Source organism: Neorhodopirellula pilleata (genome assembly GCF_007859915.1).
GTDB classification, from domain to species: domain Bacteria; phylum Planctomycetota; class Planctomycetia; order Pirellulales; family Pirellulaceae; genus Rhodopirellula; species Rhodopirellula pilleata.
Window position 1 is genome coordinate 99,955 of the sequence record NZ_SJPM01000008.1, and the last position, 16,608, is coordinate 116,562.

Annotated in this window: 11 protein-coding genes; 3 read left to right on the top strand and 8 right to left on the bottom strand. The window is 56.1% G+C overall.

The window, feature by feature from the left end; all coding sequences use genetic code 11:
• Positions 1 to 5: 5 nt before the first annotated feature.
• The gene (locus tag Pla100_RS18325) at positions 6 to 1,217 is read left to right on the top strand and encodes a type II secretion system F family protein (RefSeq protein WP_146579146.1); all 1,212 of its coding nucleotides are present in this window, start codon (positions 6 to 8) and stop codon (positions 1,215 to 1,217) included.
• Positions 1,218 to 1,225: 8 nt separating this feature from the next.
• On the opposite strand, the gene Pla100_RS18330 is transcribed toward Pla100_RS18325, so the two are convergent.
• From Pla100_RS18330 to Pla100_RS18365, 8 genes are all read right to left on the bottom strand, one after another.
• Positions 1,226 to 2,482, bottom strand: coding sequence for a cytochrome c (locus Pla100_RS18330; RefSeq protein WP_146579291.1), 1,257 nt, complete (start codon positions 2,480 to 2,482; stop codon positions 1,226 to 1,228).
• A 128-nt stretch (positions 2,483 to 2,610) separates the two neighbouring features.
• Positions 2,611 to 3,888 (bottom strand): 1-acyl-sn-glycerol-3-phosphate acyltransferase, encoded by a 1,278-nt coding sequence (locus tag Pla100_RS18335; RefSeq protein ID WP_146579147.1) that lies wholly within the window; start codon positions 3,886 to 3,888, stop codon positions 2,611 to 2,613.
• A gap of 284 nt (positions 3,889 to 4,172) precedes the next feature.
• Positions 4,173 to 5,498, bottom strand: a complete 1,326-nt coding sequence (locus Pla100_RS18340) for a hypothetical protein (RefSeq protein ID WP_231603193.1) — start codon at positions 5,496 to 5,498, stop codon at positions 4,173 to 4,175.
• Positions 5,499 to 5,548: 50 nt separating this feature from the next.
• Complete coding sequence (gene frr, locus Pla100_RS18345; protein ID WP_146579149.1) at positions 5,549 to 6,109, bottom strand: ribosome recycling factor; 561 nt, start codon at positions 6,107 to 6,109, stop codon at positions 5,549 to 5,551.
• 24 nt (positions 6,110 to 6,133) lie between these two features.
• The gene (gene pyrH, locus Pla100_RS18350) at positions 6,134 to 6,910 is read right to left on the bottom strand and encodes a UMP kinase (protein WP_146579150.1); all 777 of its coding nucleotides are present in this window, start codon (positions 6,908 to 6,910) and stop codon (positions 6,134 to 6,136) included.
• A 201-nt stretch (positions 6,911 to 7,111) separates the two neighbouring features.
• Complete coding sequence (locus Pla100_RS18355) at positions 7,112 to 10,357, bottom strand: efflux RND transporter permease subunit (RefSeq protein ID WP_146579151.1); 3,246 nt, start codon at positions 10,355 to 10,357, stop codon at positions 7,112 to 7,114.
• Positions 10,354 to 12,300 (bottom strand): efflux RND transporter periplasmic adaptor subunit, encoded by a 1,947-nt coding sequence (locus tag Pla100_RS18360; RefSeq protein WP_146579152.1) that lies wholly within the window; start codon positions 12,298 to 12,300, stop codon positions 10,354 to 10,356. The genes Pla100_RS18355 and Pla100_RS18360 overlap by 4 nt, the downstream gene beginning before the upstream one ends.
• 1 nt (position 12,301) lies before the next feature.
• Complete coding sequence (locus tag Pla100_RS18365) at positions 12,302 to 13,093, bottom strand: CerR family C-terminal domain-containing protein (RefSeq protein ID WP_146579153.1); 792 nt, start codon at positions 13,091 to 13,093, stop codon at positions 12,302 to 12,304.
• A gap of 291 nt (positions 13,094 to 13,384) precedes the next feature.
• Between Pla100_RS18365 and Pla100_RS18370 the strand changes: the two genes are divergently transcribed.
• Complete coding sequence (locus tag Pla100_RS18370) at positions 13,385 to 14,125, top strand: SGNH/GDSL hydrolase family protein (RefSeq protein WP_231603194.1); 741 nt, start codon at positions 13,385 to 13,387, stop codon at positions 14,123 to 14,125.
• A 221-nt stretch (positions 14,126 to 14,346) separates the two neighbouring features.
• Positions 14,347 to 16,479, top strand: coding sequence for a type II secretion system protein GspD (locus Pla100_RS18375; protein ID WP_146579155.1), 2,133 nt, complete (start codon positions 14,347 to 14,349; stop codon positions 16,477 to 16,479).
• The last annotated feature ends 129 nt before the right edge of the window (positions 16,480 to 16,608 follow it).

The following is a 16,608-nucleotide window of genomic DNA, read 5'->3' on the forward strand; positions in this document are numbered from 1 at the left end:
CCGCCATGCCATCGTTCTCCTACACCGCTCGCGACCTTACGGGCAAAGCCGTGACGGGCGTCATCGAAGCGGCTTCGGCCCGCGAAGCGACGACGCTGTTGTCAGCCAAAGATTTGTTTCCGACCAAAGTGACGGAAAAGTCCGGCGGCGGGCTGAACTTGTTCCCTGGAAGAAAGAAGAAGGTCAAAGGCCAAACGATGGCCGTCTTCTATAGCCAACTGGCGTCGCTATTGCGAAGCGGCGTGCCGATGATTCGCTCGTTGACTTTGCTGGGTAACCAATCCGCTGCACCGGTGCTCGGCGAGGTTTTGACCGAAATCAAGTCAAGAGTCGAGGACGGCGAAACGCTAGGCGACGCGATGGCGCGTTATCCAGGCGTCTTCAGCGACATGGGCGTCAACATGGTCCGCGCGGGTACCGAGGGCGGGTTCCTCGAAGACGCACTGGACCGGGTCGGCGTGTTCACCGAGTTGCAAGAAGACCTCAAAGGACGCACCGTCAGCGCGATGGCCTATCCCACGTTCTTGTTCGCGGTCGGGACGGTCGTGATCTCGGGATTGCTTGTATTCTTCGTTCCCAAGTTCGATATGCTCTTTGACCGGCTTCGCAAAAAAGGCGAAATGCCCGCGATGACGGAGTGGTTGTTGCTCTTTAGCAATTTCCTGCAATCGTTCGGTTTGCTGATCCTCATTGCGATGGTCGTGGTTTTCCTTCTGATCCGCATGCACTTGCAAACCGAGATTGGCAAAGACCGGGCCGACCGATGGAAGCTAAAGATCCCCGTGCTCGGTGATATTCTCATGAACCTCTCGGTGGCAAGATTTTGCCGGGTGCTTGGGACCTTGCTAGGCAACGGCGTGCCGATTCTTAAGTCGCTCGACATCAGCCGCAGTGCGACCGGCAACCGCTTGCTTAGTCAATCGATCGGCGACGCCACCGAGAACATTCGCAGTGGCGAGAGTCTCGCCAAACCGCTCGGAGATTCAGGCTATTTTCCGATGTCGGTCGTTGAGATGATCCGGGTCGGCGAAGAAAGCAACTCACTCGACCGGGTCCTACCCGACATCGCCGATTCACTCGAAAAGCGAACCTTCCGCCGTCTCGATTTATTCGTCCGGTTGTTGGAGCCGCTGATGTTGTTGGTCATGGCGATCCTGGTGCTCGCCGTCGTGATGGCGTTGTTGATCCCGGTCTTAAAGAGCAGCACGACGCTTTAACAGGAACTCTAAGTCTGCGGCTGCTCTTCGAGCTTCTTGAGCGATCGAACGTAGTTGATCAGGTGCCAGACGTCGTCCTCTTCAAATTCACCATCGACGAACGTTACCGCCGGCATAGGTGAGCCTTCGATGCCTTGCGTGATTCGCCGAAACAGGTCTTCAGCCTTCTCGCCGCCGTGGAAGGCGCCGAGTTCGAAATTGCGTGGCTTGGCGTTGACGGGAGGCAATGCACCTCGGGCCATCAATGAAATCAACTCGTCGCGGTTTTCGGGCTTCAAACCGATCCCCAACGTCCATTCCTTGGTCCAATCGTCGTAGTCAGTGTTCTGGCCGTCGCCTCGGCCTTTTTCGCCGTGGCATTTGCTGCATGCGGCGATCTTGCCTTTGAATAACTCGCCGCCGCGAGCGACCGATGCCGCGAGCACAGCCGCTTGGTCGCCCGACATCGCGACCACGAACTCTTCGTACGAATCAGGCACGACGAAATCAGCGGGAGGTTCAGGGACTTCGGCGATCGCATCGGGAGCTTCCAGCCACGCTTCGGCAATCTCGACGGCAAAGTCTTCCGCTAACTCCCATGAGTCTTCGAATGCCTCTTTTTCTTCCTCGACCACGGAGGATTGAAACGCCGGGTTGATGATCCGTTCGCCTTCTTCGAAATCGAGTTCGTAGATCGCGTCGTCGATCAGCATGCGTTCGAGTTCCCCACGCCACGATAGGTAAATGACATAGTCGACGAGGGCCTCGACGTCTTCCTCGGTCAGATTGGGAATGGCGACCATTCGTGAACCGTTGATACCGTTCTTGATCAGTCCGGCAAGATCTTCACGTGTGGGTTTTTCGCCCCGTTCGGTCGATTTGAATTTGAAGACACCCTTGCGATAATCGCGAGGATAGGGGCTCATCGTCGAGGAAAGTTCGCCGCGTCCGTTGCCGGTCACGCCATGGCAGGTTACGCAGTGGGTTTGATACAAACCTCGGCCTGGCTCGCCGATCTTGCCGGACGCCTTGACCAAGTTTTCGACCGACACCAACGACGCCAAGTCTTCATCCTCGGTCACGATCGTCGGAAGTTTGGGCTGGTCGGGCGTGCCGAACATTTCCGTCACGATCCAGAATGCGTCGTCGCTGGCTTGTTCCATCGGCACGCCTTCTTTGATTTGGTACTTCATCGCGTGAACCAAGTTGGGTTCGAACGCGAGCGGTTTGGGTTCACGACTGCACCCGGTGAGGACCATCAACGCGACAACGGAAGCAGCCACCATCCACACGACCAAGTAGGACTGAAACCCGGGGCGGTGAATCGACTTGGCTTGAATGTGCGGCAATGTCGCCGAATATACGGTTGATAAAGAAGTGGTCGGTTCCGGACGCGTTACAGAGTTGAATCGATTCATGAGATCTTCAGTGGTCGTGACGGAGGCACATCAATGGCAACAGACGGCGATCCAAAGCTCCGTGCTTCTTTGGAAAGTCGTTCCAACATTGTACGTAACCGGGCATCGATTTGGCAGAGCAACGGGTCGGTCTGGCCTCTCGGGCCGCGTTCGGCGGGGACCTCGATCGCTTCATCGACTTCGATGACAACCTTCATCGGCATCGTTTCGCGTACTTTGCCGTAAATCGCTTCCTGGATTCGCTGGATCGTTTCGACGATCCGCGTGTCCGTAATTTGCCCGGGCAACAGGTATTCGTCGGGAAATGAAAGCAGGAACTGCGCCAAGTCGGCCGCTTCGGCGTCCCGGTGATACGGTTGAGGGTCGCGTTCGGTTTCCGGCAATGCGAAAAACTGGCTCGATACCGCTGTGCGGATTCGCCGCACCCGATCTCGAACGCCGTCACCTGGATTGGCGACCAAACCGCGATTGGACTCACACTTTGACAGCAACGATTCGATCAATGCATCACGTCGCGGACGTAAGTCACCCGACGACGCTTTGCCGGCGTGTTCGATTTCCTTCAAGGCCAGGTATGCCTCGGATACCCGCAGCAGTCGTCTAAGCAATATCTCGGGATCCGCACTCGAATCGCAGGGCTGCCAACTTAGAACGATTTCGAGTTGACGCAGTTGCTCGTCCGCCCAACGCGAAACATCGCCCAAGCACAGATATTTCAGCCCGATCGGATGAATCACGACTCGGCCTGAACCTAACTTCTCGCGTTTCTTGGCCGCCGTGCGAGCGATGAAAGTTACCCCGTCGAGCAATGGTTTGAGTAGGTCATTAGTCCGATTGGTCGTGCCTTCGGGGAACAATATTAACGGCCGTTCTCCGCTGACAAGAATGTCGATCGCCGTCTCAATCGCTTGTCGGTCATTACCCTCGCGAAAGATACTGAAGGCACCCATTCGCCGCAGCGCGAACGATTCAAATGCGGTGGTATTGAACAAGTGCCACGACGCCATCGCGAATAAATGGGTAGTCGTCTGGCGTGACAACCATCCCAGCACGATGGGGTCGGCGTAACGGCAATGGTTCGGTGTCAAAAGTATCCCGTGTCCGGCCGCGATGGACTCGTGAAACCTTTCGAGATGGCGAATTTCGTAGTCAACGACGTGTTCGCGCCGAGCAAGATGCCAGTCGATCAGCCTTAGTTTCTGAATCATCGTCGGCCAAAGATTACCGTGGTAAGGCGGCACAAACTCGTAGGGCCGATCGAGAATAACGGTCATGGACGCCGAGATGAAAAAGTGGGTAATAGGTGAAGAGAGAGTCTATGGTAGCGAAACTCGCCACGAGTTTCGGTCTTGGACACGAAACACCGAAAGTCTTGGCGGATTGTCGATTTAATCGTAACCCGACGCGTCAGCGAGGGATGCCGTACTCTTATCCTGTTCCAGAGAATCCCTCGCTTACGCATCGGGTTACGATAGAGACTGAATCGACAAACCGTTGGCGACTTTCGCTAGTGCGCCTAGCCTCAAGTTAAACCAGGACCAAGCGATCGTGTTCAATCTCATTGGACACTGTCCTTGCGTTCGGAATCGCGAACTTCGTTGATGTTGTTTTCCTTGGGTTTGGAATTAACCGATTGTCCGATCGCGTACGCCAGCCGACCAAGCATCGCGAAGTAAACAAACGTAGCGCCGACCCCAAGAAAAATGCTGAGCACGGCCGCTGACGGCGGTGCCATCCCGCTGGCGAACGAAAACACGAGAAACACGGCAACGAAAATTAGCCCAGATGAAAAATAGAATCCGCCCCAAGCTTCTTCACACCGCGTCACACTTCGTCCCACGTCGGGCGAAAATGGTATGAACAGGTTCTGCATGTCGAGCATCGACAACAATACAAATGGGAAAATGGCAAAGATCGACATCATCGAGAGGCAGACCGTCGTGAGGCTATTGCCAAAGGTCACATATCCAGCAAACCAGCCTGGGAAGATCGCCAACGCGGCTGCCGCAATGCAGAACATCGATGGTGCCAACCATTCCATCGGCTCCAACATGACCGGCCATTCGGTGACGGATTCCTCTTCGTTGGCAACCGACTGCATGATCGCGAACCCACACGATAAGACGACCGCAGCGAACATCCCGCCACTGGCGAACAAGCCGACCACCAAGATCGGATGATCAATTGCCAAGGCGACAAAGGCGATCGCTGACGCGAGCGAGGACAAGATCAACCAGTGCGCCATCACACCAATTTGGAAGAAGATTCCGAACACGGCTTCGACCCAATCTCGAACCTTGGGAACGTCGTGGTCGGGCTTCGGCTCGTCTTCTTCGACCTTGGATGCTTTGGCGAGCAATTCGTCGGCCGACTTTCGGTATGGATCGGGCGGGCGGTCTTGCCCTGCCGCGTTATCGGAAAACTGGAATACCGGTGCCGAGTCTTGGTCCATCTCCACTTTTTTGAGAACCCGAGGCGGTTGTCCGACACGAATCCAATTACGACAATCTCGGCATTTGATCTCTTGACCGGCTTTGGCTGCCTTGACCACCGTTTGCGTCCCGCAATGCGGGCAACGAACTCGGTACTCGGTGGCGTACATGGTCGACTTTTGCGGAGCCGAGTCCATCGAAGCGGCGATGTCACCCTCGACCGTGTCATCGGCACCAACGTCATCAATAATTTCCACGTCGTCGACGTCCAACACGTCGTCGTTCAGATCGGCGGGCGTGGCGTAAGGCGATTTCTTGGGCTTGATCGGTGCGAGGGCCGGAAAGTCGTCACCGAGCCAATCGTCATCCTTCGCGGCGGCAAACCCCGGCACAATGAACGATTGATCGCACGCCGGGCAATCAACGCGACTGCCCCCCGCATCGTCGCTCACAGAGACGGCAGCCTGGCATCGCGGGCACTGCACCGATTGTGGCAAAGTCTTTAATCCTCCAAAACTTCGGCTTCGCGATTCTTGGCGGCTTCGCTGACCGACGCTTCGAATTTCTTGGTTAGTTCTTGAACTTGTTCTTTGCAACGATCGCGATCGTCTTCGCTCATCTCTTTATCCTTTTCGGCCGTGTCGGCGGCCTTGTTGGCATCTCGGCGAATGTTGCGAATCGAAACCTTGGCTTCTTCACTGAGTTCCTTGATCCGCGAAACCATTTTCTTGCGAACTTCGGTCGACAACGGAGGCACGTTCAAGCGGATTACGCGGCCGTCGTTTTGGGGATTCAGTCCGAGATCGCCGGCGACGATCGCTTTCTCGATGTCCTTGATTGTACCTGCGTCGTACGGGCGAATCAAAATTTGTTGCGGTTCCGGCGTCCCGATCGACGCGAGTTGTTTCAGCGGCGTGTACGAACCGTAAGCTTCGACTTTGATCGAATCCACCAAACCGGGGTTAGCGCGGCCGGTGCGAATGCCCGCTAGGTTGTGGGACAGGACCGCCACGGCTTTGTCCATCCGCTCTTCGGCGTCCACGAGGATTTCATCGCTGGTCATCTTGGGTATCTCCTAAAGGTGGGGTCATGAACGGGAAGTTTGAGCGTCAGCCGGATCTCCGATCCAGGTACCGACGGTTTCACCGCGGACGGCTTTGACGATGTTGCCGTCGCGTTTGAAATTAAACACTAAAATCGGCTTGCGATGTTCACTGCACAAAGCGATTGCGGTCGCATCCATCACGCGAAGATTTTTCGACATGACGTCCTGGTAGGTGAGTTGATCGTACAGCACCGCGTGCGGATTGGTTTCCGGGTCGTCGCTGTAAACCCCGTCGACTCTCGTCGCCTTCAAAATCACGTCCGCATCGACTTCGAGTGCCCTTTGGGCAGCGGCGGTGTCGGTCGTCACATATGGGCTGCCGATGCCGCCCGATAGGATCACAATTCGGCCCTTTTCCAAGTGCCGGATCGCGCGTCGCCGGATAAACTTTTCAGCGACTCGATCGACCGGCAAGGCACTCATCACTCGCGTCGGCAGCCCGATGTGTTCCAACGCGTCCTGGAGCGCAAGCGAATTGATCACCGTGGCGAGCATCCCCATGTAGTGAGCGGTCGCTTCATGGACGGCATGATTGGCCCCCGAAAACTGGGCACCTCGAAGGATATTGCCTCCGCCATTGACGATCGCAATTTGGCAGCCGGTCTCGTGAGCTTGCTTAATTTGGCGGGCGATCGTCGACATCTCCGCCCCGCTGATGCCGCGTTTACCCGACTCGGCGAGGCTCTCACCGCTGAGTTTCAAAATGACGCGGCGATAACGTAAGTCAGACGGCGGAGAGACGGGCGGGTTTTCGGACACGGGTGGGGTAAATCAAAAAACGAGGGAATGGGTGAATCGCACTGCAATCTATAACCATAACGCGTTGATCGAAAATTTAGAACATGGGCTCCGTAAAACTAGTCGCCTGTTACGGCGTAGCTCGCGCGCAGCGAAACTCGCCTAGAGAGCTATTGCCGGGTCTTCGCTATCGCTGCGACCCAGCCTACGTTTCGGCTCAGCCTATTCCTGGATCTCGACGAACGAAATGCCCAGGGATTGCAGGGCAAAAAGGTAAAGCATGTACAAGACCGGTACGAGCAACAGCACCAATACCGTCGCGACCATCAAACCGAACGCGAGACTTGTCGCCATCGGAATCAACAGCTGAGCCTGAAACGAAGTCTCGGTCAGTAGCGGCATCAATCCCGCGATGGTCGTCAAACTCGTTAACATGATCGGACGGAAACGACGCCGACCGGATTCCAACAATGCCTCAACCGGTTTCACCCCGGCTCGTACCCGCGAATTAATAAAGTCGATCAAAACGATCGAATCATTGACGACGACTCCCGCGAGGGCGACCAAGCCGAACATGCTAAACAGTGTTAATGGCAAACCCAACAACGCGTGTCCCCAAACCGCACCGATCATGCCGAACGGAATGATCGCCAAGATCAACAGCGGCTGCGCGTAAGAGCGGAACTGCAAGACCAACAACACGAACATGCACAGAATCGCGACCGTGAAACCGACCATCAAACTGCCCACCGATTCGCGGCTCTGTTCCTGTTGGCCTTCCCAACGCAACGATACATTGGGAAATGCCCGACTGAACTCGGGAAGATAATCGGATTTCAATTGGGAAATGATCAAGTCAGCGTTGGCGGTCGTTTCATCCAGGTCGGCCGCGATTGTGATGCTGCGTTGTTGATCGACGCGATTGATTTCCGAAAAACCTCGCTCCAGATCAATCTCCGCCAGCTCACCGATGGGACGCTGCATTCCGTCGGCACCACTGACTTGGATTTCGCGAAAGTTGACCAGCGATGCACGTTCGTCTTGCGGATACCGAACCATCAACTTGACTTCGTGGCGACCACGTTGCAAACGCATCACCTCGGCCCCGTAATAGGTATTGCGAACGGTGCGACCCAAGTCCGTCGGCGTAACACCGGTCGCGAGAGCCTTATCTTTGACACGAAACTGAAACTCCCATTTACCGGGAGTATTGTCGTCGGAAATATCGTAAACGCCTGCGAACTGCCCCAGACGGCTTTTCATCGTTTCGGTGGCCTTGAGTAACTCGTTGACGTTTTCACTCGAGGCGAGCAATTTAAATTCAATCGGTTTGCCGCCCGGCCCAACACCAACGCTTCCGAACGTCATCTTTTCGACGCCGGGAATCTCGCCGACCGCAATGCGCCAACGATTGAGTAGCTCATCGCTATGAATGTTGCGAATCTTGGTATCGTGCAACTCGACGAACAACTGACCCGCGTTACTGCCGTTGTTGTTCTGGCCACCCATCGGACCTTGCAGATTGGCGATCGCGCCGACTTCGCGAAACGCCAATCGTACCGGACCGACATAGCCTCCTTGGGGCGGCGGATAGAGGGCCTCGATCGTCGAGTTTTCTGCGTCCGCCCGTTCGGTTGCGATCTCGCGACTCACCTGAGCTAGCGCCTTCTCCATTCGGCGGGTCGCCAATTCGGTAGCCTTCGAGGGCGTGCCGTTGGGAAACACGACGGTGGCCTGCAGGTAATTGTTGTCCGATTTGGGGAATAGAATCGTCTTGACGATCCCGCCGCGAACCATCCCGAACGTGCCAATCAACATCCCGATCGCAACGGCGATGGGGAGCACGGGATTTCTCAATCCGAAGTGCAAGGAGGGGACGTAAACATGTTCGGCGAACCATTCCATCGCGTCGCTGGCATGAGAGTTGATCCAAACCAACAACAGCATGAACGGTCGCAACGGATAGGTGATGATCGCAGCCAAACGAAAGAACCCCGAGTGCGAGTGCGCCAAGTGGCACGGCAACACAAACGTGCTTTCCCACAGCGAGATGATCAACATCGCGATCACCGCGAACGGGATCACAGCCATGAACTTGCCCATCACCCCGGAAACAAAGAACATCGGCGAGAACGCGATCACCGTCGTCGCGATCGACGCGGCCACACTGGGCAACACCTCGGTCGCGCCGTCGACCGATGCCTCCATCATCGACTTGCCCATTTGTCGGTGTGCGTAGATGTTCTCACCGATCACGATCGCGTCATCGACCACGATCCCGAGCGCAATCAAGAAAGAGAACAGCGACAACATGTTGAGCGTTTGTTCGCCGTAAGCCAAAAACGCGCCGGCACCCAAGATCGAGATCGGAATCCCCATCGCGACCCAAAACGCCAATCGAACCTCGAGGAAGAACGCCAATACCAAGAACACCAACGCGAGACCCTGGGCACCGTTTCGAAGCAGCAGCGACATGCGGTCACGGACGTCGGTGCTGGTGTCGCCCCAAACCACGAAACGGTATCCCGGTGGCAGCTCGGCTTCGTCGACGTAGCCACGCACGTCGTCGACTAATTCCAATAAGTCTTCACTCTTGGTGCGTTGAACGTTGACGATCACGGCGGGTTCACCATTGATCTCGCCCGCCGCCGTAATGTCTTCAAACTCGTCGCGCACTTCGCCCAAATCGCCGACCGTCAGAACAACGCCGCCGGCTTGCGTGATCAATGGGATTTTTTCAATGTCGGGACCGATTCGTCCCTTGTTCTTGGCCCGCAAGAGGATCTCTTGGCCGCGTGACTTCAACTGTCCGCCCGGTAATTCCACGTTATGACTTCGAATCATCGCGGCGACTTGCTCGAGTGTTAAGCCATAAGAACGCAGCGTCGCCTCGGGGATCTCCACGTCGATTTGATAAGGTCGCGTCCCCATCAATTCGGCGACCGAAACCGACGGCAGCAATAACAACTCCGAACGAACCTTTTCGGCCACTTCACGAAGCGCCAATTCGCCCCGGCGGGTGCGATCGTCCGGGCCAACGACTCCAACGCGGATCGCCGTATCGCGGAATGTAATCTGCTCGACTTGAGGGTCCTCAGCCAAGTCAGGAAAACTCGGGATCCGATCGACTTCGCGGTCAATTTCCGCCATGACTTTTTGGACGTCTTTAACGTCGGTACGCAATTCGGCGAGAACGTAGCCGGTGCCCTCCATCGCGATCGACGTGACCTTCTTGATTCCGTCGATCGATCGGATGGCCTCTTCAATTTTTTGACAAATGGCTTCCTCGGTGTCTTGCGGTGTCGCGCCAGGATAGGGCACCGACACCATCACGACTTCCAATTCGAATTCGGGAAACACCTCCCGACGCATCGAGTAGAACGCGCCAGCGCCGATCAACATCAACGCGAGCATCAACACGTTCATTCCCGGTGCGTTGTGGATCGCCCATGAAATGGCACGTTTCATAATTGCGGTTCTCCGGCTTGAATATCGCTCGACGAGCCGTTTTCGCTACGGCCGTTCTCGCTGCGCTCGACGATGTCCGACGAAGCACGAACTGGCAACGTGTTGGATTGCAAACTGCCCAACGGCGAGACGATCACATACGAACCATTACCGAGTATATGGCCTGAGTCATTGTGATTGGGGTCATTCATCTTGGGAACTTCGCAGATCCAAAACTGAGGTTCCGACTCGTTGTCAATGAAGGCGTCCGGAGCTGATTCAGGCACGAATCGGTCCACGGGACGGACATCCTGAACGATCTGCAATTTTCCGGGAACCCATTTGGTGGGATCAAATCCTTTCTCCGCAAGAGCATCCGCCAAGGCTTTCTCGTCATCGGCGGTTACCGCTGGTACCAGTTCCTTCACCGGAGCCTCAACGTTGATGGATGCTTCGCCGCTTTCCACCTTTTCGGCGACTTCCGCTTGCGATACGAGCGTCTCCAGGTCCAACGATACATCGAGGACGGATGCATCGGGAATGAATTGCCAAACGCGGTTTCCAGGCTTAAGCGATTCGCTGGGCAAGACGACCAAATCCATCGCCGGCGACAGCTCAAGACTCAAGTTCACGAACATCCCGCGAACCAACGTCGTCGGACCGGCGACATTGGCTTCGCCATGGGTGCCGATCACTTTGCCATTGCGTTTGACGATAAATTGTTGCGGATGATCGACCACAATCCGCACCGGCACGGTACGGGTGGTTTCGTCCAATCCGATTCCGTCGTAGCCGATCAGTTGGCCTCGCCATTGATAAGTCAAATCATCGCGACCGGACAACTGGTATCGCACTTGGACCGGGGTGGGCGGCAGTTGATAACCGCGAACCTGAGTTCCATCGGGTTGGGCGAGCACGAGATCTTCCGATCGGTTTTGGTTCAAAACCCAATACAACTGATCCGTTCGCAGGCTCGCGGCGACTTCGACTTTGGATGTGTCTTCCATCGTCACGACGGCGCTGCCGCGGGCGACGAAGGTATTTAACTCGGCCTGCTCGCTGACGATCACGCCGTCCATGGGTGCCTCGATTCGGGTCCGTTTCAAGTTGTTCTCGGCGGCCTCGAGCTGCATCTTGGCAAGCTGTTCGGCCGATTGCAAACGAATGCGACGCTTCTTGGCCAGTTCCATCTGATTCTGTAGCTGCAACAACTGCTGCTCCGCTTGCAAAAGCGCGCGACGAGCTTGGTCGAGTTCGCCTTGGCTGGCGAATTGGTCTGGCAACGCTTGACGTCGTTGCAATTCCCTTTGTTGCAGCTCGATGTCGGCCATTGCGAGCTCCTTGGACTTATCGGTGTTGGCCATCTCTTGGTCGATTTCGGCCAATGCCTCGTATTCCTGTTGTTGCAATCGCCGCAACCTCTTGACCTCCAACTCATAATCGGTCGGGTCGATCACCATCAACATGTCGCCTTGCTTGACGAACTTGCCGGCTTCGCATTTCGCCGATTTCTCAACGATCTGGCCGGCAACCTCGGTTGCCAAGACGATCTCGCGATAGGGGACGACGGTGCCATCGGTGGTCAACTGCAGTTTCTGGCCGGTGCTCTCAAGCGAACGAACCGCTGCGACGTCGACCGCCGGTAAGGCAAACAGTCGTCCGGCCATCGTGTCATCGATCGGCGGACGCGATGGCGACTCGTCAGTCCCTAAGCCGACGACCACTGCGGCGGCCACCCCGAGCAGAACGAACGGAACCACGAGATTGTAAAGCAGCCACACGGGTAAGTTACGAGTCGGCTTGATCGGTAGATCCATCGCCGGAGTCTCGCCATTGGCGGATACGCTCGGGTTTTTCACATCGGCGGGATAAGGCGAAGCCGGCTTGACCGGCGATCGCTCCGCTTTAGGTGCCGACTGTTGGGCGTCGCCGGCCATTCGTTCTTGAGTCGATTCGATGCTCATGTCACGGACAATCTTTCGTCGAGTTGCGTTCTTGAATTTCTATCGTTTGGCGAGTTTCAATCCGCTCGCCGGATTCCATCGCGGCGCGGTGTTCAGGCAAACTTCGGTTGCCGCAAGCCGCCAAGGTCGTCGCCGTGATATGGCGACCGAGTGATTCCACGGTATAATGTCTCGCCCGGATCTCCGGTGCAATCAATTGTTCCATTACGGGGCGCCCGATCCGGTAATACAAACACTGCCCGACCACCCCGAGTGCCATTTGAGGCACCATCGCCTCGGTACGCCAAGCGTTCGCCGAGACTTTATCCTTATCCTTGACCTCAATGGCGGGTAACAGGTCACCGATTGTTTGGCAGAGGGCGTCGTAGAGCGGTTGAAAATATTCACGCACCATTTCTTCCAAGGCCGCTGTGGGGTGCTGCATCTCTCGCATCATCAGCTGCGCCTCCCAGCCCTTCTCATCACCCGCCAACATGCGTGACAAGAGGGTGCGAACGAGCCGAAACAACGTTTCTTCGGCGGGGGCTTCGCCCAAGATCGGCGCGGGAAACTCCCGCTCCCGCTGATGTCGGATCTTGGCGATGACGGCGCGATAAAGCCCCATCTTATCGCCGAAGTAGTAACTCACCGCCGCCACATTCACGCCAGCACGTTTGGCAATCTCTCGAACCGGTGCCCGATCGAAACCGCGATGGGCGAACACGGGCCCCGCCGCGACGAGCAAACGCTCGGCAGGATCAGGAAGCGTCGCGGACGCGTTTTGCCGGGAAACGGTGGTTTGCGAGGAAGGCAAAAGAAGAGTGAGGAGTGAGGAGTGAGGAGTGAAAGCTCTGGCAGTTTGACTGAAATACGCCAAAAGTTAAACACCTGTTTGAAACAATTGTTTCGAAACGTCAAGTTCGTAGGCTGGGTCGGAGCCGCTTCGGCGCAGACCCGGCACTAGCGCTGCAAAACTGGCTGGCTGGACCAGCCCCCTTAGGAAGCGTTTGCGCCTACAATGCCGCAGTTGTGATTTCCGTGTTACCGTTCGAAAGTGAGAGTTGAGATGATCCAAATAGGTTCGAAATTTATTCGATGGTCCGCCTTGGTCCTACTTGGTCAAGCGTTTCTGGCGACATCTGGAACGGCCGAACCTCCCCAAGCGACCCAGCCCCAGCCTGTGAAAGCCCAACCCGCGAAAGCCCAGCCTGCCAAACGGGCTCCCAATCCGGCGATGACGCTGCCAAAGGTCGATCCGTCGTTGCCCAACGTGTTGTTGATCGGCGACAGCATTTCGATCGGTTACACCGTCGCCACCCGGGAGGCTCTCCAGGGGGAGGCGAACGTTTATCGCCCCTTAACCAATTGCGGTCCCACCACCCGCGGACTCGAAGGGCTCGATAAATGGCTGGGCGATACGAAGTGGGACGTGATCCATTTCAACTTCGGTTTGCACGATTTGAAGTACATGGGGCCGGGCGGGCAAAACTTGGCGGATCCGGATCAGCCCAACAGCCACGTGCAAGTCGGCATCGAAGACTACGAAGCGAACATCGAAACGATCGCCCGCCGCCTCAAAGCCACGGGTGCGAAAGTGATTTGGCGAGAGACGTCGCCGGTCCCCGACGGCGCCCGCGGTCGCATCGTCGGCCAGTCACGCCAATACAACGAGGCGGCTAAACGGGCGATCGAACGGGTAGGGGGAATCACGATCGATCCGTTTTATTCCTTCGCAGTCGAACATGCCGACTTGCAAAAGAAAGCCGACGTGCACTACACGCCTGAAGGCTCCAAAGTCTTGGGTGATCATGTCGCCGAAGTGATTCGTCAATCGTTAAAGAAGTGATATTCACGGGCACTCGCGGCGCTCTACTCCAACCCGCTTCGATAGCGGGTTTCGCATTTTGGTTTTTCTAGGAATCAGGGGAACTCGCGTCCGACAGCGTTTTGAAACGCTGATGACGCCTGAATTTAATAAAAATATTGAGTCGAGTGAATTCTTGTCCCTCTGATACCGATTAGCAGTGATATGCGGGTCTTGTGTTCACTGTCTTAAGAAATGCGTAGATGCGCTCAAAGCAAACATCTTTTTATGGACCGAAGCTCGCCTCGACGCTTTTTGCGATCATTTTGATTGCAGTTCCTCGCGCGCACACCCCGGCGCAGGAGAGTGTCATCTCCACAGACAATTCATTATCGCCCAATTCGTTATCCCCCAATTCGTTATTGCCTAAGCCGGTCGCCCCCGAGGAAGTGCCGCCTCAACAGGCAACGCTTTTCGAAGAGGTGGCAAGTTCGGATGCGGCAACAGGGGGCAATGGTGCGTCTGCGGTTGCGTCCAACGTCTGGACATTCAATTTCAACCAAGCTCCCTGGGGCGCCGTGTTGCAAGAGTTTGCCCGGATGATGGATTACTCGCTGACGATGCAAAAGGAGCCGAGCGGGCAATTCACGTACTATGACTCTCGCTACTATACGATTCAGCAGGCGATCGACATTCTCAACGATCATTTGGTTCCGCAGGGATCAATTTTGGTACGCAAAGGCGATCGCCTGATCGTCCTTGATACGCAACAGCCGATCAATGACCAACACGTCCCCTTCATTCCCGTCAATCAGATCGAATCTTTGGGGCGCAGTGAGATCGCCGGAGCCGCCATTCCCGTCAACGGCATGGATGTGCGGCTAGCGATGGAAGAGGTCAACGCGCTGATCAGTCCGCTCGGGCAGGTTCGCCCGATGTCCCACTCTGGCCGCATGTTGGTGATTGATACGGGAACCTATCTCAAGCGTATTCGCGACCTGTTGATGGAAACCGGGTTTGCCAACAGTGAACTGGTCACGCACGTGCACGCGTTGCATCATGCCAAAGCGGACGACGTCGCCAAAGCCATCAACGACTTCCTTGCCGATGAAAACAACGGTGGAACCACCGCGAGCAACCTCATCACGCGTGGCCAACCTCATGTGACTCCCGAAGCGACAACGAATAGTCTGTTGGTCCGCGGAAACTATGAGAGCGTGCGGATGCTCGAAGAGCTGATCATCGGTCTGGATCGCTCGCCGCGTGAAGTCTTGCTGCAGGCTCTGATCGTCGAAGTCGCACTGGGTGACACGCTCGAGACCGGCGTAGAACTCGGTTTTCAGGACTCGGTGCTTTTCGACCGTAGTATCGTTGATAGCATCCAAACGATTAACGAGACGGTGACTTCGGCCAATGGTGTGCAAACGACCAATCAGCGAATCCTCTCGCAAGTGTCATCACCGGGCTTGAACTTCAACGGCCCCCAACTCGGCAACAATGCGGTGCGCCCGAGCACGATCGGAACGCAGAGTCTTTCGAACTTTGGGATGGGACGGGTCAATGGCGACCTCGGTTACGGTGGACTGGTCTTGGCGGCGGGTTCCGAGTCTGTGAACGTCTTGCTGCGAGCACTGGACGCGAAGTTCAAGATCAACGTGCTCAGTCGACCCCAAGTGCGAACCGTCGAGAACGTCGAGGCGTTCATGCAGGTCGGACAACAGGTTCCCGTCGTCGACGGCGTCACGGTCAACTCCGTCGGAAGCGCCAACCCGGTGATCCGTCAAGATAAGGCTGGGATTATTCTGCGAGCGACCCCGCGCATCAGCCCGGACGGCAAGGTGCAAGTGGTGGTCGAAACCGAAAAGAGCGCGTTCAACTTGGCTCGAGGGACGGGCGTTCCGATCTTCACCGACACGACCAATGGTCGGGTGATCGAGGCACCGGTCAAGGACATCACCACGGCGCAAACAACCGTCAGTGTCCAATCCGGCGAAACGATCGTTCTGGGCGGGATGATCACCAGTTCCACGAACGTGGTGAACCGAAAAGTCCCGATCATCGGCGATATTCCCTATCTAGGCCGGCTGTTTCGATACGATCTTGATCGTTGCGAAAAACGAGAACTGCTAGTGTTTCTAACGCCGATCGTGCTGAACTCGCAGGAAATGTCAGACGCGCTGATGCAGGAAGAACTCACCAACTCGGCCGTGCACTGCCTCCCGCAGAATCAATTGATGCGTTGGCAGGGTATTCGCGAAACCATTGTCGAGCCGTTGGGTACACCAATGGAATTCAGCTTGATCGAGGACGGACAGGCACTCCCGCTAAGCGATCTCGAAGTCTCTCGTTCGCAAGCACCGACGTCCGTCGAGTGGGGCTTGCTTTATCAAGACTGACGGCCCTAACCCGGCCTAATCCGGTTAACCGATTCAGCCCGCAGCAAAGCGTCCGTTGATAGAAATCGGCACCGGATCCCCCCTGACTCGGACACTTTGCATCAGGGAAGAAGCTAATCTTGGGTGAAT